At 54.0% G+C, this 19,957-nt stretch carries 22 protein-coding genes and 1 tRNA gene; 4 read left to right on the top strand and 19 right to left on the bottom strand.

Features of this window, described 5'->3' with window-relative positions; genetic code table 11:
• Nucleotides 1–46: 46 nt before the first annotated feature.
• The 3 genes from MICA_RS02845 to glpD are packed head-to-tail and all read right to left on the bottom strand — an operon-like array spanning nucleotide 47 to nucleotide 3,459.
• Nucleotides 47–373 (bottom strand): hypothetical protein, encoded by a 327-nt coding sequence (locus MICA_RS02845; RefSeq protein ID WP_014102170.1) that lies wholly within the window; start codon nucleotides 371–373, stop codon nucleotides 47–49.
• A complete protein-coding gene (gene glpK, locus MICA_RS02840) occupies nucleotides 374–1,858 on the bottom strand; it encodes a glycerol kinase GlpK (RefSeq protein ID WP_014102169.1) in 1,485 nt (494 codons plus the stop codon).
• A gap of 14 nt (nucleotides 1,859–1,872) precedes the next feature.
• Complete coding sequence (gene glpD / locus MICA_RS02835) at nucleotides 1,873–3,459, bottom strand: glycerol-3-phosphate dehydrogenase (protein ID WP_014102168.1); 1,587 nt, start codon at nucleotides 3,457–3,459, stop codon at nucleotides 1,873–1,875.
• A 215-nt stretch (nucleotides 3,460–3,674) separates the two neighbouring features.
• Between glpD and MICA_RS02830 the strand changes: the two genes are divergently transcribed.
• A complete protein-coding gene (locus MICA_RS02830; RefSeq protein ID WP_014102167.1) occupies nucleotides 3,675–5,714 on the top strand; it encodes a YjbH domain-containing protein in 2,040 nt (679 codons plus the stop codon).
• 67 nt (nucleotides 5,715–5,781) lie between these two features.
• Here MICA_RS02830 and MICA_RS02825 read toward each other — a convergent pair whose 3' ends face one another.
• The 3 genes from MICA_RS02825 to MICA_RS02815 form a co-directional block, all read right to left on the bottom strand.
• Nucleotides 5,782–6,906 carry a Glu/Leu/Phe/Val family dehydrogenase gene (locus MICA_RS02825; RefSeq protein WP_014102166.1) on the bottom strand — a complete coding sequence of 375 codons (1,125 nt, stop codon included), beginning with the start codon at nucleotides 6,904–6,906 and terminating at the stop codon, nucleotides 5,782–5,784.
• A 390-nt stretch (nucleotides 6,907–7,296) separates the two neighbouring features.
• Entirely contained in the window at nucleotides 7,297–8,301 is a 1,005-nt protein-coding gene (locus MICA_RS02820; protein WP_014102165.1) for an RluA family pseudouridine synthase, read from the bottom strand.
• Complete coding sequence (locus MICA_RS02815; protein ID WP_148260411.1) at nucleotides 8,298–9,821, bottom strand: PQQ-binding-like beta-propeller repeat protein; 1,524 nt, start codon at nucleotides 9,819–9,821, stop codon at nucleotides 8,298–8,300. Before MICA_RS02815 ends, MICA_RS02820 begins: the two co-directional genes overlap by 4 nt.
• A 104-nt stretch (nucleotides 9,822–9,925) precedes the next feature.
• Between MICA_RS02815 and MICA_RS02810 the strand changes: the two genes are divergently transcribed.
• Nucleotides 9,926–10,987: a glycosyltransferase family 4 protein gene (locus tag MICA_RS02810; RefSeq protein WP_014102163.1), complete on the top strand. Its 1,062-nt coding sequence runs from the start codon at nucleotides 9,926–9,928 to the stop codon at nucleotides 10,985–10,987.
• Between the two features lie 106 nt (nucleotides 10,988–11,093).
• On the opposite strand, the gene glk is transcribed toward MICA_RS02810, so the two are convergent.
• On the bottom strand, nucleotides 11,094–12,068 hold the full coding sequence (gene glk, locus MICA_RS02805) for a glucokinase (RefSeq protein WP_014102162.1): 975 nt from the start codon (nucleotides 12,066–12,068) through the stop codon (nucleotides 11,094–11,096).
• A 125-nt stretch (nucleotides 12,069–12,193) separates the two neighbouring features.
• Here glk and MICA_RS02800 point away from each other — a divergent pair, with 125 nt between their 5' ends.
• Together MICA_RS02800 and MICA_RS02795 are read left to right on the top strand one after the other, a co-directional pair.
• Nucleotides 12,194–12,550 (top strand): response regulator, encoded by a 357-nt coding sequence (locus tag MICA_RS02800; protein ID WP_014102161.1) that lies wholly within the window; start codon nucleotides 12,194–12,196, stop codon nucleotides 12,548–12,550.
• A gap of 108 nt (nucleotides 12,551–12,658) precedes the next feature.
• Nucleotides 12,659–12,733 (top strand) — tRNA-Val (locus MICA_RS02795).
• A gap of 65 nt (nucleotides 12,734–12,798) precedes the next feature.
• Here the strand turns inward: MICA_RS02795 and MICA_RS02790 are convergent.
• From MICA_RS02790 to MICA_RS11835, 12 genes are all read right to left on the bottom strand, one after another.
• Entirely contained in the window at nucleotides 12,799–13,608 is an 810-nt protein-coding gene (locus tag MICA_RS02790; RefSeq protein WP_014102160.1) for a tyrosine-type recombinase/integrase, read from the bottom strand.
• A 26-nt stretch (nucleotides 13,609–13,634) separates the two neighbouring features.
• Nucleotides 13,635–13,910, bottom strand: coding sequence for a helix-turn-helix domain-containing protein (locus MICA_RS12225; RefSeq protein WP_014102159.1), 276 nt, complete (start codon nucleotides 13,908–13,910; stop codon nucleotides 13,635–13,637).
• Nucleotides 13,907–14,350, bottom strand: coding sequence for a hypothetical protein (locus MICA_RS12440; protein ID WP_321162953.1), 444 nt, complete (start codon nucleotides 14,348–14,350; stop codon nucleotides 13,907–13,909). The genes MICA_RS12225 and MICA_RS12440 overlap by 4 nt, the downstream gene beginning before the upstream one ends.
• Nucleotides 14,351–14,409: 59 nt before the next feature.
• The gene (locus tag MICA_RS02780; protein WP_148260410.1) at nucleotides 14,410–15,024 is read right to left on the bottom strand and encodes a hypothetical protein; all 615 of its coding nucleotides are present in this window, start codon (nucleotides 15,022–15,024) and stop codon (nucleotides 14,410–14,412) included.
• A gap of 429 nt (nucleotides 15,025–15,453) precedes the next feature.
• The gene (locus MICA_RS02775; RefSeq protein WP_014102155.1) at nucleotides 15,454–15,657 is read right to left on the bottom strand and encodes a hypothetical protein; all 204 of its coding nucleotides are present in this window, start codon (nucleotides 15,655–15,657) and stop codon (nucleotides 15,454–15,456) included.
• Entirely contained in the window at nucleotides 15,657–16,019 is a 363-nt protein-coding gene (locus MICA_RS02770) for a hypothetical protein (RefSeq protein WP_014102154.1), read from the bottom strand. Before MICA_RS02770 ends, MICA_RS02775 begins: the two co-directional genes overlap by 1 nt.
• Nucleotides 16,019–16,444 (bottom strand): hypothetical protein, encoded by a 426-nt coding sequence (locus MICA_RS02765; RefSeq protein WP_014102153.1) that lies wholly within the window; start codon nucleotides 16,442–16,444, stop codon nucleotides 16,019–16,021. Before MICA_RS02765 ends, MICA_RS02770 begins: the two co-directional genes overlap by 1 nt.
• 68 nt (nucleotides 16,445–16,512) lie before the next feature.
• A complete protein-coding gene (locus tag MICA_RS02760; protein WP_014102152.1) occupies nucleotides 16,513–16,881 on the bottom strand; it encodes a hypothetical protein in 369 nt (122 codons plus the stop codon).
• On the bottom strand, nucleotides 16,871–17,173 hold the full coding sequence (locus MICA_RS02755) for a hypothetical protein (protein WP_014102151.1): 303 nt from the start codon (nucleotides 17,171–17,173) through the stop codon (nucleotides 16,871–16,873). Before MICA_RS02755 ends, MICA_RS02760 begins: the two co-directional genes overlap by 11 nt.
• Entirely contained in the window at nucleotides 17,170–17,376 is a 207-nt protein-coding gene (locus MICA_RS02750; RefSeq protein WP_014102150.1) for a hypothetical protein, read from the bottom strand. The genes MICA_RS02755 and MICA_RS02750 overlap by 4 nt, the downstream gene beginning before the upstream one ends.
• 263 nt (nucleotides 17,377–17,639) lie before the next feature.
• Nucleotides 17,640–18,893, bottom strand: coding sequence for an AAA family ATPase (locus MICA_RS02745; RefSeq protein WP_014102149.1), 1,254 nt, complete (start codon nucleotides 18,891–18,893; stop codon nucleotides 17,640–17,642).
• 23 nt (nucleotides 18,894–18,916) lie between these two features.
• Entirely contained in the window at nucleotides 18,917–19,957 is a 1,041-nt protein-coding gene (locus MICA_RS11835; RefSeq protein ID WP_014102148.1) for an AAA family ATPase, read from the bottom strand.

Genomic DNA, 19,957 nt, shown 5'->3' with positions numbered 1-19,957 from the left:
CACATTGTGGTTTGGGCGGTTTTTTATTGTTGCAGGTCAGAGAAAATTAAAAACACCGGCCGCCAAACAAACATCCCGCCATCAGAACAGCCACAAACAAAAAAGGCGAAATAACCAAGCCACCCAACAACAGACCCGCCAATTTCATAGCCAGCCCAATCTCCATCCTGAACACAGCGATGACACTTGGAACAAAACAAAGAATTAAAAGCGACCCGTCGGATACGCCAACCTTCTCAAGCCCGTTGAACAAAAGACTGAACTTAAAAACCGACGCAAACATCCCATCACAAAGAAGAACAAGGAATGGGCCAAAGAAAGCCAACAATGACAGTCTTAAATTCCGGTTTTTATCAATCGCAATATCATCCATCTAGAGCAGCGTCCTTTCCACCGCCTTACGCCATCCGGCGTACAAATCATCCCGCGTATCAACATCCATGGATGGGGCGTAATGGCGAACGGCGTGCCAGGCGTTGGTGATATCATCCAGACCGTTATAAACGCCCGCCTGTAACCCGGCCAGGTACGCCGCGCCCAGGGCCGTTGTTTCGGCCACGCGGGGAATATCGACGGGGCAATTCAGGATGTCGGCCAGGAATTGGCAGACGAATTTATTCGCCACCAATCCGCCATCGGCGCGGATAATGTCGATTTTTTTGCCTGTGTCCGCCTCCATCGCGCCGATCAGATCGCGGGTTTGATAGGCTTGGGCCTCTAACGCGGCGCGGGTGATATGGGCGGCGGTGACGTCGCGCGTAATACCACAGAGCAGCCCGCGCGCATCCGCATCCCAATACGGGGCACCCATGCCGGTGAAGGCCGGGACAAGGTAAACGCCATTGGTATCGGCAACGGATGTTGCCAGCCCTTCGCTTTCCGACGCCTGCCGGAACAGGCCCAGTCCATCGCGCAGCCATTGCACGGCGGCACCAGAGACGAAAATGGACCCCTCAATCGCGTAAGTAATATCACCGTTCAAACGATAGGCCGGCGTGGTCAGAAGGCGGTTTTTCGATTCCCGGAACGTACCGCCAATATTCATCAGCGCAAAACATCCGGTGCCATAGGTGGATTTCACCATGCCATCATGGAAGCACGCCTGCCCCACCACAGCGGCCTGCTGGTCACCCGCCATACCGCCAATGGTGAAAGAGCGTCCCAGCAAAGCCGGATCGGTTGCCCCAAAATCGGCCACGTTATCGCGCACATCGGGCAACAAGCCACGCGGGATATTCAGCAGGCGGAGCAGATCATCGTCCCATTCTTGCGTCACAATGTTATAGAGCATCGTGCGTGCGGCATTGGTGGCATCGGTGGCATGCACACGCCCACCCGTCAATTTCCACAGCAAATAACAATCCACCGTACCAAAGGCCAGATCCCCGGCATCGGCCCGTTTGCGAACACCGGGAACATTGTCCAAGATCCACGCCAGTTTCGTGCCCGAAAAATACGGATCGAGCAAAAGCCCGGTTTTGGAGCGCACGGCATCCTCGTGCCCGGCTTTCTTCAATTTCTGGCACAGATCGGCGGTGCGGCGGTCTTGCCAAACGATGGCGCGATAAACCGGTTCGCCCGTTTTGCGGTCCCAAACAATCGTGGTTTCGCGTTGATTGGTGATACCGATGGCGGCAATATTCGCCGCCGCATCCGGTGAATCCTCCATCACGGCGCGACAGGCCCAGAGCGTATCGTTCCAGATATTCACCGGGTCCTGTTCCACCCAGCCATTATGGGGATAGAATAATTCCAGTTCCTTTTGACGCACGGCCAGAATGTCACCGCTGGCGGAGAATAAAATCGCGCGGGATGATGTCGTGCCCTGATCGATGGCGAGGATGGTTGTCTTTTGCATCTTCAAATCACCCCTTAATGAATCTGTCGCGTCACGTTGGCACCACGGGCCGTCTGCGATGAGACCGGATGGCCCTCAAAATACTGCTCAATCGCCGTCCGCGTTTCATCACTGATGTGTAGGCCCAGTTTTGTCCGGCGCCACAGCATATCATCCGCGCATTTAACCCATTCATTCTGGATCAGATAATTGATTTCGGCCATATACACGCCATCACCGAAATGCCGCCCCAGCGAGTCCAGATCCGTGGCCTCGGCCAGAATGCGGTCCATACGTGTGCCATAGGTGGTGGCATAACGCCGCACCACAGTGGCGGGTAAAAATTTATAACGACGGGTGCGTTCGGCGATAAACGCATCCATACCATCATCACCAATATCCCCACCGGGCAGGTGCATCGTATGCGTCCATGGTTTGATGGTATCCATACCACGCGCCGCCGCATAATTCGGCCAGAACCGGATCAATTTATTCACCGCTTCCTGTGCCAGATGGCGATAAGTTGTGATTTTCCCGCCAAAGACCGAGAGAATCGGCGCGCCATGGTCCGTATCCAGAATCAGGCGATAATCGCGCGTGACCTTGCTGGCTTTACCCCGCCCATCGTCAAACAAGGGACGCACGCCGCTATAGCTCCAGACCACATCGGATGGCGCAATGGATGATTTGAAATAACGGTTCACGCAATCACACAGATATTGCGTTTCTTCCGGCGATATTTCCGGGGCTTGCGTATCATCCGGATGATCGATGTCGGTGGTGCCGATCAAGGTGTATTTATCCTGATACGGAATCACAAAAATGACGCGACGGTCCGGTTGTTGCAAGTTGAAGGCCTGCGATCCGTCATACAATTTCGGCACGACAATATGGCTGCCCTTTACCAAACGGACATTCGGTGTTTTTCCGGGGATGGTCAGTTGCGATCCATCCAGAATATCGCGCACCCACGGACCCGCCGCATTCACAACCATGCGGGCCGTATGGGTGGCCGACTGGCCCGTATCCGTATCATACATCTCAACGTGCCAGATGCCGTTTTCAACGTGCAAGCCCGTGCACGCCGCATGGGTCAGGATATGCGCACCCATTTCCGCCGCATCCACCGCATTTAATGCGACCAGACGGGCATCGTCCACCCAACCATCAGCGTAAGTAAACGCCGTTTTGTAATCATTTTTCAGCGGGGCGCACCGCGCATCCTCCGCCACCTTGATCGCGGTGGAGCGTTTAAAATGGCGAATACGCGCCAGATGGTCATACAGGAACAACCCCAGCCGGATCATCCACGCCGGGCGAATGGTATGCGCGTGTGGCAGGATGAAATCCATCGGGTACATGATATGCGGGGCGATGCCCAGCAGGACATCGCGTTCGATCAACGCCTCACGCACCAGTTTGAATTCGAAATATTCCAGATAACGCAACCCGCCATGGATCATTTTCGAACTGGCCGAGCTGGTCGCACCAGCCAGATCGCCAATCTCGAGCAACAAAACGCTCAAACCCCGCCCGGTTGCGTCACGGGCGATTCCCGCCCCGTTCACGCCACCGCCAATGATGCACAGATCGTAATCGGGAATGCTGGGTCGGGATGACATCGAATCGCCTGCCTGAAGGAGGGTAAACACTGAACCGTCCGCCATTATACAAGGCCGCGCCGAACATTCCACAGGCATGAAATGACATAATGTCCGTTTTATTTGACTACAATCGTATATTTCGAAAGAATTACGGAACCACTTTTCTGTGTATTCATTTTCTCCATCTTTTTCGTTTTGTATTCGTCTTGCGCGCACTTCCTTTGCTGATCGGTATGGCTGGATTATTGTGTGCTCCGGTCCCCGCCGGGGCGGAATTGCTGCCGCCTGCCGCACCGAAGGACCCAAAGCCCAGCCCGAACTGGGCCGGATCGCTGGGATTGAATACGGTTCCCTCCGCCCGCATGGATAAATCGGGCATGATGCGGTTTCATCTGTCCACACTCGACCCCTATGCCACCGCCGCATTGTCGATGCAAATTGCGGACCCGCTGAACATCACGTTGCGCCAGAACGGATATGTTTCAAATTTGCGCGAGGCCGCAGACCGATTGTATCCGGCGGTGGATTTGAAAGTGCGCCTGCTGAATGAAAGCGCCTATCGTCCTGAAATCGCCTTGGGCTTAATGTCCGCCTATGGCCATAAACAAATGGCGGCGGAATATCTGGCCCTGTCAAAACGCTATAATAACTTTGACTTTACAGGCGGTCTTGGCTGGGGCCGCATGGCCAGCGCCGGGCATTTTTCCAACCCACTGAAAGTGTTCGGATCACATTTTGAACGCGACCGCGATGCCACCAGCGAAGATGCCAACGGCCCCGATGATTGGTTCACGGGGGATAAAATCGGCCTGTTCGCCGGGGTGGAATATTTTACACCGATCAATGGCCTGTCCCTGAAAGCCGATTGGGGAGCGGATGATTATTCGACGGAGGCGCTTATCGACCCCGGTTATGACGCGCCCGATCCGTGGTCGGTTGGATTGCATTATCAACCCACCGAACATCTGGGCTTTGGCCTTGGCATCCTGGGTGGTGAAAAAATCATGGCCAGCGTGAATATTTCCGGTGCCTTGAATGATTGGCCCTATCAATGGGAAGAACCTTCGCCGGAAGATCCATCAACCATTCAAATTCAAACCACCCGCGCGAATGATAAGGGTGTATGGGCCAATCTATACGCCCACGACGAATTACCGATTGGCATGCAAATTGGCCGCGCCCTGCGGCACCTGACCGAAGTCGATCCTGAAGGCCCGGCGGAAATTTATATTACGCCCAGCCATTACGGCCTGACCGGGCCGACCTTGCGCATGGTGCGCCGTGATGTGGCCGCCGCCCTGAGCGAGGAGCGCAATGGCAGCCCGGCGGAAATCTGGCGCAACATGACCATGCCCGCGATTGTGCCCACCGACCTGCAAAACGCCGAAAAGGTGAAAGATCTCCGCAGCCCCAACCGCCCCTTCGCGTCCTTCCGCTTCATTTTGGACAATCAAATGAGCCTGTCCGAAGAAGATGGCGGCATTTTGCACCGGGAATCGCTGGTGCAGGAAACGCAACTGAACTGGCCGAAAAATATTACGGTTGGTGGCGGGTTCCGGCTGAACTTTTCCGATGATCTGGAATCGCTGTCATCGCAATATCTGCCCGTTGATAAACCGGTGCGCAGTGATGTCGCCGAATTCGCCGGGGCTTTGGTATCCGTTGATCGCCTGTATGGCGCGTTTATGCACAGCCTGTCCCCCGATATTCATACCGGTTTCACGGCCGGATATCTGGAGGAAATGTATGCGGGATTTGGCGGCGAAATTCTCTATCGCCCATTTGGTAAAACATTCGCCATCGGGGCGGAGGGATGGAATGTCTGGCGGCGCGATCCGTATAGCGATCTGGTTCTGGATTTACAGGACGATTCAACCCTGACCGGCTTTTTCAATGCCTGGTATGAATTTCCGGACAGCGACCTGACCGCCGGGTTAAAAGTGGGCCGTTATCTGGGTGAAGATTTTGGGGCGACGGTATCGCTGGATAAACGGATGGATAGCGGCGTGCGCGTTACCGCCTTTGTCACGGCCAGCGAAGATGAAGACCCGGATATTTTCGGCGGGACTACCCATCTCTATAGCGGCCTGCGCCTGACCCTGCCGCTCGGCACATGGCGACGTATGGTGGATGGCAGCGAAATGCGCACCACCATTGCCCCGCTGGGCCGGAATGCGGGACAAACTCTGGACACGCCGTTGCCGTTGTACGACGTGAGCGAACCGCTATCCTACCGTGCCATTTCACGCAGTTGGGACCAGTTGCAGAAATAGAACCTCACGGACTCCGTCATCCCGGCGCAGGCCGGGGTGACGCCATGAATTTTTTATTCTGCGTGAATTACGCCCGGATTTTTTCCGCCATGAAAATGGATTCCGCCATCCGGTCCGCGGCCCGGCCCGGGGGCAGGCCTTGGGTTTCGGCCAGTGCCAGAATTTTATCAATGGTGCGGCCAATGCCGGTGACATGATCCATCATCACATCGCGGGTCAACGGTGCGGTGAACGGGTTACGGCCCGTGCGGGCGAAATATTCATAGGCCACGGCAATCACACCGCCCGCATTGATGACGTAATCCGGTACATACAAAATACCGCGATCGGCCAGCATGTCGTCATGCTGTTTCGTCGCCAATTGGTTGTTGGCCGCCCCGGCCACGATGCCCACGCGCAATTGCGGCACCGTTTCATCATTGATCTGGGCCCCCAGCGCGCACGGCGCGAAAATATCACCTTCAACCGCGAAAATCTGATCCGGCGTGACCACTTTCGTCCCCGGCATTTCGGCCACGGCCCGGTCAAGGATGGAAGGACGTGTATCCGTCACGGTCAGGCTGGCGCCATCACGGTGCAGATATTCGCACAGGGCATAACCCACAGACCCTAACCCTTGCACGACAACGTGCAGACCGGCAACAGAATCCGTATTGTGTTTGCGGCGCACCGCCGCCTTGATCCCCATATACACGCCATAGGCGGTGACGGGTGACGGGTTGCCCCCCAATGCACTGGTGTCACCTTGCGGTAAATGCAGACCAACGACGTAAGATGTTTCGCTTCCCATTTCCTGCATGTCGGCTTCGCTGGTGCCGCTATCTTCCGCGGTGATGTAATGACCCTCCAGCGATTGAACGGCCCGACCCATGGCGCGCATCAGCGCCGGGGTTTTTTGCGTAAACGGATCGCCCAGAATAACGCTTTTCCCGCCGCCCAGCGGCAAGCCCGCCAGCGCGTTTTTATATGTCATCCCGCGTGAGAGACGCAAAACGTCGCGGATGGCATCCGCCTCCCCACCTGCGTAGGGATACATACGGCACCCGCCCAGCGCAGGCCCCAGCGCGCGGTTATGCACGCCAATAAAAGCCGTCAGCCCTGTATCCGCATCGACAATCTTGCGCACGGTTTCGTGCCCATCATAGTCGGGGAACGCGGAAAGAAATTCAGGGGAGAGATCGTCATACGCCATGGGATTGATCCTGTCTTATTGTCAGAAAACATACCGTCATTGTAACACCATCATGTGCAGATAACGATCTGCACCGCAACAAATCAAACAAAAAAGTGGCCATCAACTTTCGTTGATGGCCAGTTTCGATACCAGATCGGTCAAAGGTAAACCTTGGAAAAGCGCCTCTCGAACCCCTTCAAAAAGTCGCCTTTAAATTTCGCAGTTATTCTTCTTTACGCTTGTGTCCCACCACATCAGGCCGCCTATTATTGTTCGGCGCGGTTCTTTTAATCTCTCACACAGGAGGCTTTTGCCTCTCATCCGTTGATCACCTGCTCAACGTCGTATTCCATAATTCTAGAATACATACAATTTTATGTAAATTCAAGCGGTTTTTTATGCGAATTTCTAATTTATTGTTTCCATTACAGAAAGCAGCTCTTCAATATCCGCTGGCGGTTCCGCATCGAACCCAATTTCCTCACCTGTCACCGGGTGGATAAAGCCAATATGACGGGCATGCAGGGCCTGACGCGGGAATTTCAGAACGAAATCCGCCTCCTCCGGACTGAGGCCCCCCTTTCGCAGCAATGATTCCTGCGCATTGTGTTGCAGGCCATAAAGCGGGTCGCCCACCAGCGGGTGACGAATGGCCGTCATATGCACACGAATCTGGTGCGTGCGCCCGGATTCCAGTTTGCAGGTAATCAACGATGCGGCTTCACCGAAACTGCGCTCCACATTGTAATGCGTGCGTGCTTCGCGGCCACCGCGCACATTCACCGCCATTTTCTGGCGAAAGGATGGGTGACGCCCGATGGGCATGTCCACCACACCTTTGTGCGCCGGAATGCGCCAGACAATCGCCATGTATAAACGGTGCAGCGTGCGATCCGCCAATTGATCCGATAATCCGCGATGCGCGATATCGTTCTTGGCCACAACCATCAGGCCCGTTGTCTCCATATCCAAGCGATGGACGATACCGGGGCGCATGACGCCGCCAATGCCAGAGAGCGTATCACCGCAATGATACAGCAACGCATTCACCAACGTGCCCGTGGGGTTTCCCGCACCGGGATGCACAACCAACCCGGCCTGTTTATTGATGACCAATAAATCGGAATCTTCGTACACAATATCCAGCGGAATGTTCTCCGGCTGTGGCGTTGCCTCAACCGCTTGCGGCACAACGACCTGTAACACCAGGCCGGCCTTCACCGGAGTCGAGGCATCGCGTAACTTTTTTCCGCCCGCCGTGACCTGCCCGCCTTCGATCAGGGCCTTAAGCCGTGTACGGGAATGATCGGGGCACAAGGCCGCCAGCGCCTTGTCCAGACGCATGCCATTCAGTTCATCGGATACAGTGACTTGTACGCCGTTATTGTCATCGTCTTCTTCGATTTCGATCACTTGTCTTGTACTCTTGGAATTTCAAGGGGCAGGCACGGATCCTTGTACGGATCCAATGCCGTTGCAACAAAGACCCAACCACGGAAGGACGGATCCTCTTTCTTTTCTTCAGTTGCCACCGTTTCCGGCGGAGGCAGCGTTACAGGTTTGTCTTCTATCTTTTCTTCTTCTGGCGCAACATATGATTCAACGACCTTGCCATCGGCACCAACGGTGCGGCGGCCTTGTTTTTTAATCTGTTCGGTGATCAGTACAACCTCGTCCGGCAACAACGACCCGGCGGTGCCCTCAACAAAGGCAATCACGACGCGTTCGCTTTTATACCCCAGGCTGATCTGGCTGGCTTGCGCATGCTGTCCCTCGACATAAGGTTCATCCCGCAGGATTTCGCCGCGCGGCGACAAGGTCAGCAACCGGATATGGTCCCGATCATCAGCATATTCATTGCGCGCTCGCACATTCAGCATCACCACCGTGCGGCCATCGTCATAGGTGATAACCCCGCGCGCGTCAGTTTCATTTCCACCCAGCGGGAAATAACGTTGCCACAATATTTCGCCATTCGTATCCACCTCCATCACCCAGGCGGTGGAATAGGTTTCACCAAACGGTGTAATTTGCCCGACCATGACCACGCGGCCATCGTCCCGCACGCTGGCCTTGCGCAACAGGGCATGAACGCCGCGCGGATAGGGTTGTTGCCACACCAGCGTTCCATCATTGTTGATTTCCATGGCCATACCGGAAATCCGGCCATTTTCGGCCAGCTCACGCCCCGTTACAACATATCCCTTATCCCCCACCGGGGCGATACCGTGCATCAGACTGGCCGCGCCGGAACGATAGGCACGCTTCCATAAAATTTTTCCTGTCGCACTGATGCGATAGAGAATACCGTGTTCATCCATCGAACCCTGACGCGGGCGGGCATGGACCACAGCGATAAATCCGTTTCCTTCGTTCGCGGGTAATAAGGTGTAGGATTCAAAATCGTGGGCGGCATCTTTTAAAATCAGATCACGGATATAAGTGCGTGTTTCATCATACCACGACAGCCGCACCTGTTTTTCATCATTGGCCCCGGCCAGAATATTGCTAGCCACCACATACCCATGATCAACGGGGACAAGGTCGGTGACCTTTTCCCCCTTCAACGCTTGAATCCGTTTTTCGCCAATGCCGCGCCCGCGGCTGTTCATCTCAACAATGAACGTTTGAAGCGGTTCGAATTTTTCATTCAAATGTTCCCCGGCGATCAGAACGCTGCCCGACGGCAGCGGCGTCGCGGCGGAAAAACGCATCAATTTGGATTCATCGCCAAACAGACCGTCCCAAACCACCGGAACGCCGAAATTCGGCTTCTTTAAATTCACGATCGCTTCGCGTGCTAAATCACAGGCCGGAAGGCCCGGAACGGGGGCCTGGGCCACAGCCGAACCCGCCATGGGGCCGGATGCCAACACCCCCAGCCCGACCACCAGGGCCGTGCCGCGCATAAATCTGAAAAAAGAAAAGGACATCAAGGACATCGTGCTTTTATCATAGCATAAAAATGGACCGTATATTGACTCTAGTCCGCTTTGCCCGTTATGTCCATCTGCCCTCTTTGATACAGGATCAACGCATGCGTATTGTTATCATCAGCGACGCCTGGAAGCCCCAGATCAACGGGGTGGTGCGGACCTATGAATTGATGATCCCCGATCTGGAACGGATGGGGCATGATGTGCATGTGATTGGCCCCGCCGATTTTCCCAAACGATTCCCCATGCCGGGATATCGAGAAATTGAACTGGTGATGTTCCCGCGCACGGGATTGGCGCAAAAAATTGACGCGCTGAAACCCGATTCCATCCATATCGCGACCGAAGGGCCGTTGGGCTGGGCCGCGCGCGGATTATGCCGTTCGCGTGGGTGGGCTTATACCACTGCCTATCACACGCAATTCCCGGATTACACCGCCCTGCGCGCCGCGAAATTTTTACCGTTTTTGTATAACCCTGTGCGGAATTTTTGTATTTATCTGGTCCGCAAATTTCATGCGTATTCCCATGCTGTGATGACCACGACGCAAAGCATTGAGGATCAATTGCGTGGCTGGGCCATTGAAACGCCGTTTCATCGCGTCACACGCGGGATTGATAAAAACATCTTCTACCCCCGCACGCATGACAACGCACCGGTTGCGAATATTCCAAACATGAAAACCCCTGTGGCCCTGTATGTTGGCCGGGTGGCGATTGAAAAAAACATTCGCGCCTTTCTGGACATGCATTGGGACGGATCGAAAATTGTTGTCGGTGACGGTCCGGATCGCCCGGCTTTAATGCGTGATTATCCGAATGTGCATTTTGCCGGAAAACAGGTGGGCCACGATCTGGCCGCCCATTACCGCGCGGGCGATGTGTTCGTGTTTCCATCCAAAACCGATACGTTTGGCATGGTCTTGATCGAGGCGATGGCCTGCGGCCTGCCCATCGCCGCCTATCCCGTGCCCGGCCCGATGGATATTGTCACCGATGACACGCTGGGGGCGCTGGACGACAATCTCGAAATCGCCACGCACAAGGCCATGGGCCACGGCACAGCGGAAGGGCGCTATGCCCACGTCCTGCACCATTACACATGGGATCAAGCCGCAAACCAGTTTGCAGACATGCAACACGCCGCCGCGATTAAGCGCTAAGGTCACTCTTTTTCGTCATTGCCCGGTTTATCCGGGCAATCCATAAACAGCCCACAACCCTGCATGGATCACCCGGATAAACCGGGTGATGACGACATCATTGAGTTTAATCGCACAAGAACGGCTTTAATTCAGCCTGTAACCCGATAAAGGCAATGAAGGGATGCGTGATCAGATAGGTTGGAATGGGTGCCAGATAGGATTGGAACCGCCCCTTGGATTCAAATTGATCGCGGAAATCGGATTGGAAAAATGCCTCGCCCAGTTGTGCGCAAATTCCACCCGCAATATACACACCACCCGCCGCCCCCAGCGTCAGCGCCAGATTGCCCGCAATGCTGCCCAAGAAGGCAATCATCATACGCAGAGCCTCGGCACAGAGTGTGCAGGATCCATCAAGAGCGGCCGCGCTGATCTCCTCCGGTGAACGATCCGGCAAATCATTGCGGTGGTCGATAATACGCAGGGCATTGTAAATATTCACCAACCCCTTGCCCGAACATACGCGCTCGGCGGATATATGGCGGTATTTGTCGTGCAGGGCCTGAAACACATCAAATTCACGCTGCGTCTTTGCGGGCATGGTGACATGGCCACCCTCACCCGGTATCGCACGATAAGCCTGTCCATCCCAGACCAGTGACCCCACACCCAATCCGGTACCGGGGCCAATGACAGCGATGGGGGATTCATTCACTGGCGTTTGTGTGCCACCAATTTGCCGCCGATCCGTTTCGTGCAAATGCGGAATGGCCAGCGCGACGGCCTTAAAATCATTCATCAACGTGAAATGGTCGAGCCCCAACGCAAGGCGTGTTTGCTCAATCGAAAAATCCCACGGATGGTTGGTCATGGTGAAATGGTCGCCCGTCACCGGGCCGGCAATGGCAAAGCTGGCCGCCCGCACATCCGGCGCGCCGCACATGGCCAGATACGCCCGCGCCGCATCCACGATCGTGGCGTAATCGGCGCATTTCAAAACCTGCACATTCTCCAGCGCGCCATTCCGCACCCCATTACGAACTAAGGCAAAGCGGGCGTTGGTCGCGCCAATATCGGCAATCAATCCTGTGGCGGTCATTCTTTATGGTCTCCCCTGCCCTTTGCTATATAGGCGCGAAAGGCTTGGTTCAAGACCACCCCCTGTTGACACATCAGGCCCGTATTGTAATTTGACCACCCGTCCCACCCACAAAGGATACGCCCATGGCCCGCATTCTGATTGCCGAAGATGACGCATCAATGCGCCAGTTTCTGGCGATGGCATTGGAAAAAGCGGGGCACACGGTCACATTATGTGAAAACGGTATCCTGGCCCTGCAAACCATCGAAACCGACCCGGCCTATGACCTGCTGCTCTCGGACATTGTGATGCCCGGAATCGACGGGATTGAACTGTCTCGCAAGGCCGTGGCCGTCGCGCCCACCCTGAAAGTCATGTTTATCACGGGTTTTGCGGCTGTTGCCGCCGAGAACGGGGCCGAAAACGACGCCAAAATCCTGTCCAAACCCTTCCACCTGAAAGACCTGGTGGATCAGGTGGGGCAGCTTTTGGCGGCATAAAGCCCGCATTCCCGTAAAAAACCACTTGTCATCGATGCCGATTTCTGGTTTTTTCACCCTCGGTTACGGCGGACAAAATTGGCCGGCACCGGACGTTAGGATTAAGACGCGCAATTAGCTCAGCGGTAGAGCACTATGTTGACATCGTAGGGGTCACAGGTTCAATCCCTGTATTGCGCACCATCCTTTTCCCTTTATAATCAAAGCATTAAGCACATCCTGTTTCAAAAAGAAATAGGGTGCATTTGTTACATTTGAACCTCAAGGGCAGAAGCGGCCCCGCGCAGGTAATCAGGGCTATATCGGGCATAAACCCGTTCCGTCACCATTGTGGATGTATGGCCCAGATACTGGGCGATCTCTGACATCGGTATTCCAGCCTCAGCCATCCATACGGCCGCCGTGTGGCGCAACACATGAGGTGTGACGCCATCAAGACCGGCCCGGCGCACGGTCAGCCTGAACCCCGTTTTAATCGATGCCACGTTCTTCCCGGCCCATTCAATCACCCAATCCGTTTCCCTTGCCTCATAGGCCTGCGCCAGCGCATCCCGTGCCAGGGCCGTCATCGGGACGGTTGCCCGGCCCTTAAGCCGCGATTCCTTCCCTTTCGAAAGCCGAATCAGGCCACGGTCAAAATCAACCTGGTCCCATGTCATGTCCAGAATGGCCCCGGCCCGCGCAGCGGTGGCCAGCGCGATGACGATGAAAAGCCGGATATGGTTTGTTTCCGCCGCATCCAATAACGCCCGGTATTCATCCCGGGTCAAATACCGATCTTTGGGTGCTGGTTTTGACGGCAATTCAACCACGGCTTTGGTGTTCGGATCGTGCCAGCGCAGGGCGGCGCGCAACATGCCCAGTTCGCGGTGGATTGTGCCATCTGATATTCCGGCCTTGTTCCGGAATGCCCGGTAATCCCGGCAAAGCCCGCGATCAACTTGCTCCGGGGTCAGGTTGCCAAAATATGGCTTAATATTTTTCCACACATATTTCAAACCCTCATGGCTGGCCCGGCCCTGCCTGTCGTCCTGATAGGCGGCAAATATCTCGGCCACTGTCCGCGATGGGGTTCTGGCTTCCTTTATGAAGCCTTGGAAGCGCTGTTCAGCAATGGCACGGTCCTTGGTACGAAGGGACGCGCGGCGGGTTGTTTTTCCGTCATTCCAGACAGCGCACCATGTTCCTCGGTATTGCTTGAGCCGCATTCGATTCTTTCAACCTCTTCCAATTTAATTCGCCACAACGTGCCCAGCCGGAACGCCTTAATTGCCCCGCCACGGATCATGCCGCGTATGTGGGCCTCGGTACAGTCCCAGCGTTCGGCGAGGGCCCGTGTTGAAAATGCCTTGTCCGTCATTGTTGCACCTCCTGAATAATTGCAAAAACATCCCTCTGACCATCGCCAAAGTGCGGATGCGTGATGGTCTGCTCCTCATACCCGCGGTACGGCATGACCAGAATCTTGCTGGTGTCCCCGGCTGCCGGGTATCCCGACATGAGGACATAATCGTCATAGTGCTGTCCGACCAGTCGCTTGGTCCAGTACGGGGTGCGCAGGCGGAACTCAAACGGTTTCAGGCCCGCCAGCGTCTGCTGGAAATAAATATCCTTGACGTGCAGGACAAGGCGGCGGCGCTTTCTTACACCGTTGCAATAATCGCACGGTATCCCGCGCTTGATTTCAGTTATGGTTGTGAAGCCAAACCAATCGCTTTTGCGTCCGCATTTACGGCACTGGAATTGCGCGCAATACGGTGTCCCAAAGCCATCGCCATTGCCCGCATCAATAAAGTGCATCAAAACACGGGGCTTTTTTCTGGGTGGCTTTGTTTCTGGGAAAAGATCAGGGTGTGCCATTACTGCGCCTCCTGCTTTTTCTCCCAAGGGTTATTGTCCGCATACGGATTGAACGGACAGCAGAAAATCATGCTGATTGCCTCCTCCGCCGTGCAGTTACCAGCCGTTGCCCGCGCCGCCCAGCGGTAGAACCACTCCGGTTCTTGTTGTTCACCCGTGACGGTCAAACCCGTTTGATGTTCAGATTTCTCGGAATTTGATAGACAACTGATCAGTCCGCGCTGGTGGAGATAGTTTATAACGCGGAGGCGGTCCTCATATTGTTCCGCACGATGAACGCTGTCGATTTTGTACACGCTGGGTAAATCGACCACATCACGCTTCAGCTCTTCAATATCAACACCCCTCTCCACCGCGTCCGGCGGATCATCCTGTTGATTCAGGTCTCCAAGGTGCGCATCGTTGAGAGGCGTGGGGGGTGTATTCTGTTTTGGTGCGGCGGCGCGGGTGTTCCATGCGGCGGCGGCTTCTTCATACGTTTCGAAAAAAAATGACAACTCCAATAGGCAGGATGGGTTGTCACATCTGCAAGTAACAAGACGTTGAGTGACCGCGTAAAATACTGGGACATGTCCACAAAACGGGCACTGCATCAGTTCATTTTCGTTTGTCATTTTAATCGTCCTTGCTCTGGTAAACCACGTTTCCGCCTGTGTCCCATATGGTCATTCGCCAGTATGGATGGCAGTTTCTGATCTGTTTAACGGGAAATTCGACGTTGAAGTTTGCGGACGAATTTCCGCCAACAATCACGCCTTCATGACCATCCACAATGCATGGATGCCCTTTTTTTATTTTTGGTAATCCGCGATATTCGCAAACTCGATCTATTGATGCTTGTGTATTTTCCATCACTTTTTTCTCATTGTTTCTGCCGCGATAAACCTGCAAAGAACCCCATTACCACGTACATTAAAGCTTCGATCATTCTATTATCTCCATAACTTTTTCCAAAGTTCATCAGCGCAGGATTGGCAATAGATAAAAATTCGCCTATCGAACAATCCGCACCGTTTACAAACACACGTCATTCTGCTTTCTCCTTAAAAAGGGATTTCATCTTCATTCACGATGTTATTGTCAGGCAAAGGAACGATTGAGTATCGGCCCATGAATTTAGCAATGTCCTCTCTTGGTATTACTAAAAACCCATGCGACATCAGAAATGATGCGGCTTGATCCAATTCTTGTTCGAGTTGCATTTGTTCAAAGTATTGCTGCTCAAACTGTTGCTCTTGCTCACACATCACTCACCCCCAGCCGCTTTGATCGTGGAGGCGTGTTTTTCATGCGGCATCCATTCCTCCGGCACGATGTCTGTGTTTTTCCACCCACCATATTCATTCATTTCCTGCCATCGCCCCTCTGGGTACCCCTGTCGCTGGGCGTCTTTCTTGTAGGGCCACCATCGGAACGGTGTTTTAAATCGTGCATAAAATGGTGTTCCATCCTTCGGCGCAGTTTCAATAGGCTGCCATCCCTGCGCTGACTGGTGGGCGCGGAGTTGTTCGATTACCGGACATACAATCCGATCAATCTCATCGCCTATTTGATAGTTTCGGCATTTCTCCAGCGCATCAATCGCGGCCTGTATCGGGTCTGTGGTCATTACACTTCCTCCCCATGAATTTTTCCGTACAAAATCGCTTGAAAAAGAAGGATTCGATCTTCTTTTTTCAAAAGATTTAATTCTGCGGATAGCTGTGTAGCTAGAACAAATTTCTTGTAAAACAGCTTGTTATTGCAAATGATGAAATTCAAATCGCCAAGTCTGTACGACGTAAAATTTTCCCTGATGTCGTCATATTCATCATCTGCCATGTCCAGCACATAAAATCCGTACCCAGACAGAAACTCACCAGCCGCATCAGCCTGCCCGACTTCGCTGCAATCGAAAACATAATCCTCGTCCGTGTCCAGAACAGGCGGATTACAAATGAACTTTGAGCCAGTTTCGTAAAAATCGTTACAGGGAATTTGCTCAAAAATCTCTTCAAGTTTTTCCGCAAGCATGGCCTTGTCCTGCTCGAACATGCATCCACTCCTGTAATGGCATACCAGTTCTTTCGGTCCTTCGCATTTTTCACACCAAAAATCTGTCATCACACGCCCTCCGCTTTCAGTGCTTCGCGGGCGGTGTCGATGATTTTGTCGTATGCGTATTTAAAACATTCATCATCGCGATCTTCTTCGTCCACCTCATGAACCTTTTTCTGCATCGCAATTATCTGAACGTATTTCCGAAACCGCTTCACTTCCTCGATCAGCGCGGGGACGGCTTCGCGGCTGGCGGCGATGAATTGGCAATCAAAAGCATGAACTTCTTTAATGCCATGCAAAGTGTATCGTGCATCACCTTCTTCGTTCCACGAAGCCTCGCCTGTTTCCCAAGGCCCCGGCGTTGCCCCGTTCGCCAATTCCATCAGCGCGTCCAGTTGCGCCGGATCGCATGGGTTGAATTTATCGGTCATGGACTTCTCCTTTCGCCAGTTCGAGGGCGGCTTTTGCGATTTTCACCACGTTTGCAGTTACGACCTCATTTATCTGACTGCGCGGAATATCCCCACCAAGGTCATCATAATAAACATCAGCGTTCGCAATTTCCTTTAAAGCCTCAAACAGAGCGTCATGGCACCCGATAATGCGGATAATCTCTGTGGCCATGTCAAAATCAGGAACGTGCGTTCTGACATTTGCGGCCATATCCGATTTCGGCGCGCACAACCCGGCGGCTGCGTGAAGTGCGTTGTTGTCGTTGGTCATTGCTGTTCCTTCCATTTCCCGGTGTGCATGTTGTAGTCTGCCAGTTCGCGCTTCAATTCGCAGAGCGTTGAGTGCGACACAGAACATGCCCGCAAACGTCCACGGACCATCCCGGCCATGTCATTCACATGGTTATCCGCGATCCTGATTGTCCGCGTGGCTTCGTCGAAAGCCGCCTTGAATGTGTCCCATTGGTTCGTCATGATGCCCTCCTCTGGGCTGTTGTTGGTAGACGGGGCGGGAATTGCACCCGCGTCATGATCGCGTACGCCGATCAGCCGATCTCCTATTTCATTCGGCCATGAACCCGTCCATGTGTGCCGCCGGAGGTTTCCGACAATCCAGCGGCACACATCGAGGGGCTGATCCGGGCGGGGTATCCCCCACTGACACTGGGGTGTTTTTGACACCACCGCCCGGTACCGAGCCCGCCGCCGATGAAGACATTATCGGCGGACTGGTATTCTTATGCGGCCTCTGACATCTCGCTTTGCTTTACCTGACCGTCTTCAATAACGATGGCCACCGGGTCATCATCCGCAACACGCTCAATCCAGATTTGGAAATCCTTGTCCTTGGCCATGGACTTGATCATGTCCATGCCCTCCCGATCCAGCAGGGAACCGTCTTTGATACGGATCACGCGCAGTTCTGGATTCATTGCCATGGCGATGGCGGTAGATACGCGCAGTTGCTGGGCGCTGGATGCCTGGCTAAACGGGACACCTTCATAAAAGACCACACCGTTGGCCAACGTCAGGCCCGGGATTGGCATTTCCGCATCGGCAATGGCTTGAGCCTTTTCCAACTCCCGGTCTTTAATGGCTTTCGTCAGGCCCTCTGATTTTTTGATCAGATCATCCAGCGTACTCCGCTTTTCGAGCATGTCCGCTTTCAGGGATACGGCCTGATTGGTTTCCTGTGATTTCTCAAGACGATCCTGCCAATCCTGAACAACCGCGGCATCCACAAGCGTGATCTCAGATTTTGCGGATGCAATGTCCAACCGCGCCTTCCGGTACCCATCCAATTTTTTGCTTAATGCTTCAATCTCGCTTTCGGTGTCGGCAATCGCCTTGTCAGCGTTTGCAATACGTTCGCAATAATTGCCGTGCGTACGGATTTTGTCCTTCTCGCCGTTAATTTTATTGCTCAGATCCATTACATCAATCGGCTCGTCCGGCGTCCCGTCTGGGATTTTTGCCTTGATCCCTTCGATCTGCGCATCAAGGGCCTTGATCTGCCGGTTTACATCTGTCCGATTGTCAAAATCTTTCTCGTTTTGTGCATCCAACGCTTCGATATCGGCATCAATTTTGACTAAACCGCGCAATGCATCGTACTGCTCCTGCGGTTTAAGGCGGGAAAATTCCAGCGGGTCGAACGTGATTGACGCCGTCATTTCATTCAGCAGATCCTGCGGGCTTGGGTACCGGGCACCATCCTTTGCCGTAACCGTCAAATAGCTACTTTTCTCTGTGAAGCGACGCTCAACTACATATTTTCCAAGATCAAGGCGGATCGATCCCTTCTCTTCACCCTGCCGGATCGGCATGGCATCGATGTGCTTTGAACCGGCCAGAGCCCAATAGATCGAATCCAAGACACTGGATTTCCCGGCCCCGTTCTTTCCGCTGATGACCACGGTGTCCCCATTGGGCGTAATGTCCACGGCCACCAGTTTCTTGATATTCTCTGCTTTTAAATTAAGGATTTTCATATCTGACCTCTCGTTGTTTGAAATTACGCAGCGTTCTTTTGTGTAGAGCAGTTCGGGCACGGCTCTTTGCTGTCGTCGGTGACGATGACGCCGCGGCCATTGCAATTGGTGCAGGTGCCCGTGAATGAATCATCCAGAGCCGACGCCCCGGAGGGGCCCTGCTGTGTTTGTTTTGGCGGAGCATTCATTGCCGCGTCGGCATCGGCTGTTTTGGCTTCGGCGACCCATCCGGAATGCAGGTGGCGGACCTTAGATTTTTGATCCTCTGACAGGGAAGCGGTCCATGCACGATAGGCGTCAAGCCCGGACATAGCGGCTTCCTGACCGTCGCGCTTCAGCTTCAGGAATTCGGCATCAACCTTGGCACCAGACCCCATCCATTCAGCGATTTTTTTGCCCATTTCGGACGTGACTCGGCCGCCTTTGGTCACAACACCGCGCAAGCCTTCGGGAACGGTTTTTGAGGCTTCGAGATCGTAATGACCGTCTTTGGTCATGCACAAATCCAACGTCATTTCAAAAACGAAGTTCCTCTCAGCAATTGGTACAAGCCCAACATGCTCAATTTTATTCCCAACCTGCTTGACGCCCTCCTTGGCACGAAGGCAGAAAATCACCGGGATCGGCGAGCGGGTCAAATTGTTCATCATCCGTTTGTGAGCCATCTTGGGCGCGTTCCATTTCTGAAGGCCGGAGCCGCCGTTGCGATCGGCCATGTCGATAACACCGCCCTCGCCTTCCCAGACGTGTGAGCCTGAATCGACAATGATCACGTCCGCGCCCCACTTTTCGGAAAACTCAAAGGCGGCTTTGTATTTGTCTGGTGTGAATGGTGGTTGCAGGTCGAGGTGGAACCATGGCGCAGAAACATCCGAATAGAATTTGGATCGCCCGTTTTCGGTATCGATGACCACAATCTTGCCGCTGGGTCCGACCATGCCGCGCGCCAACAACAGGGCGGAGTACGTTTTCCCGCCACCAGATTTTGACCAGAGGGAGATCAGCGGCGGCACCGCTTCCCGTACGGATTCTTGAATTTTAAAAGAGAAATCTTCCTGTGACAT

The sequence above is a fragment of the Micavibrio aeruginosavorus ARL-13 genome (genome assembly GCF_000226315.1).
GTDB lineage: Bacteria > Pseudomonadota > Alphaproteobacteria > Micavibrionales > Micavibrionaceae > Micavibrio > Micavibrio aeruginosavorus_B.
This window is presented reverse-complemented; position numbering and strand designations above follow the sequence as displayed.

What these genes read in the sequence shown, in the direction of transcription:
- MICA_RS02845 (WP_014102170.1), bottom strand. Translation starts at nt 373, where the DNA reads ATGGATGATATTGCGATTGATAAAAACCGGAATTTAAGACTGTCATTG.
- glpK (WP_014102169.1), bottom strand. Translation starts at nt 1,858, where the DNA reads ATGCAAAAGACAACCATCCTCGCCATCGATCAGGGCACGACATCATCC.
- glpD (WP_014102168.1), bottom strand. Translation starts at nt 3,459, where the DNA reads ATGTCATCCCGACCCAGCATTCCCGATTACGATCTGTGCATCATTGGC.
- MICA_RS02830 (WP_014102167.1), top strand. Translation starts at nt 3,675, where the DNA reads ATGGCTGGATTATTGTGTGCTCCGGTCCCCGCCGGGGCGGAATTGCTG.
- MICA_RS02825 (WP_014102166.1), bottom strand. Translation starts at nt 6,906, where the DNA reads ATGGCGTATGACGATCTCTCCCCTGAATTTCTTTCCGCGTTCCCCGAC.
- MICA_RS02815 (WP_148260411.1), bottom strand. Translation starts at nt 9,821, where the DNA reads ATGTCCTTTTCTTTTTTCAGATTTATGCGCGGCACGGCCCTGGTGGTC.
- MICA_RS02810 (WP_014102163.1), top strand. Translation starts at nt 9,926, where the DNA reads ATGCGTATTGTTATCATCAGCGACGCCTGGAAGCCCCAGATCAACGGG.
- glk (WP_014102162.1), bottom strand. Translation starts at nt 12,068, where the DNA reads ATGACCGCCACAGGATTGATTGCCGATATTGGCGCGACCAACGCCCGC.
- MICA_RS02800 (WP_014102161.1), top strand. Translation starts at nt 12,194, where the DNA reads ATGGCCCGCATTCTGATTGCCGAAGATGACGCATCAATGCGCCAGTTT.
- MICA_RS12225 (WP_014102159.1), bottom strand. Translation starts at nt 13,910, where the DNA reads ATGACGGACAAGGCATTTTCAACACGGGCCCTCGCCGAACGCTGGGAC.
- MICA_RS12440 (WP_321162953.1), bottom strand. Translation starts at nt 14,350, where the DNA reads ATGCACTTTATTGATGCGGGCAATGGCGATGGCTTTGGGACACCGTAT.
- MICA_RS02780 (WP_148260410.1), bottom strand. Translation starts at nt 15,024, where the DNA reads ATGACAAACGAAAATGAACTGATGCAGTGCCCGTTTTGTGGACATGTC.
- MICA_RS02775 (WP_014102155.1), bottom strand. Translation starts at nt 15,657, where the DNA reads ATGTGTGAGCAAGAGCAACAGTTTGAGCAGCAATACTTTGAACAAATG.
- MICA_RS02770 (WP_014102154.1), bottom strand. Translation starts at nt 16,019, where the DNA reads ATGACCACAGACCCGATACAGGCCGCGATTGATGCGCTGGAGAAATGC.
- MICA_RS02765 (WP_014102153.1), bottom strand. Translation starts at nt 16,444, where the DNA reads ATGTTCGAGCAGGACAAGGCCATGCTTGCGGAAAAACTTGAAGAGATT.
- MICA_RS02760 (WP_014102152.1), bottom strand. Translation starts at nt 16,881, where the DNA reads ATGACCGATAAATTCAACCCATGCGATCCGGCGCAACTGGACGCGCTG.
- MICA_RS02755 (WP_014102151.1), bottom strand. Translation starts at nt 17,173, where the DNA reads ATGACCAACGACAACAACGCACTTCACGCAGCCGCCGGGTTGTGCGCG.
- MICA_RS02750 (WP_014102150.1), bottom strand. Translation starts at nt 17,376, where the DNA reads ATGACGAACCAATGGGACACATTCAAGGCGGCTTTCGACGAAGCCACG.
- MICA_RS02745 (WP_014102149.1), bottom strand. Translation starts at nt 18,893, where the DNA reads ATGAAAATCCTTAATTTAAAAGCAGAGAATATCAAGAAACTGGTGGCC.
- MICA_RS11835 (WP_014102148.1), bottom strand. Translation starts at nt 19,957, where the DNA reads ATGTCACAGGAAGATTTCTCTTTTAAAATTCAAGAATCCGTACGGGAA.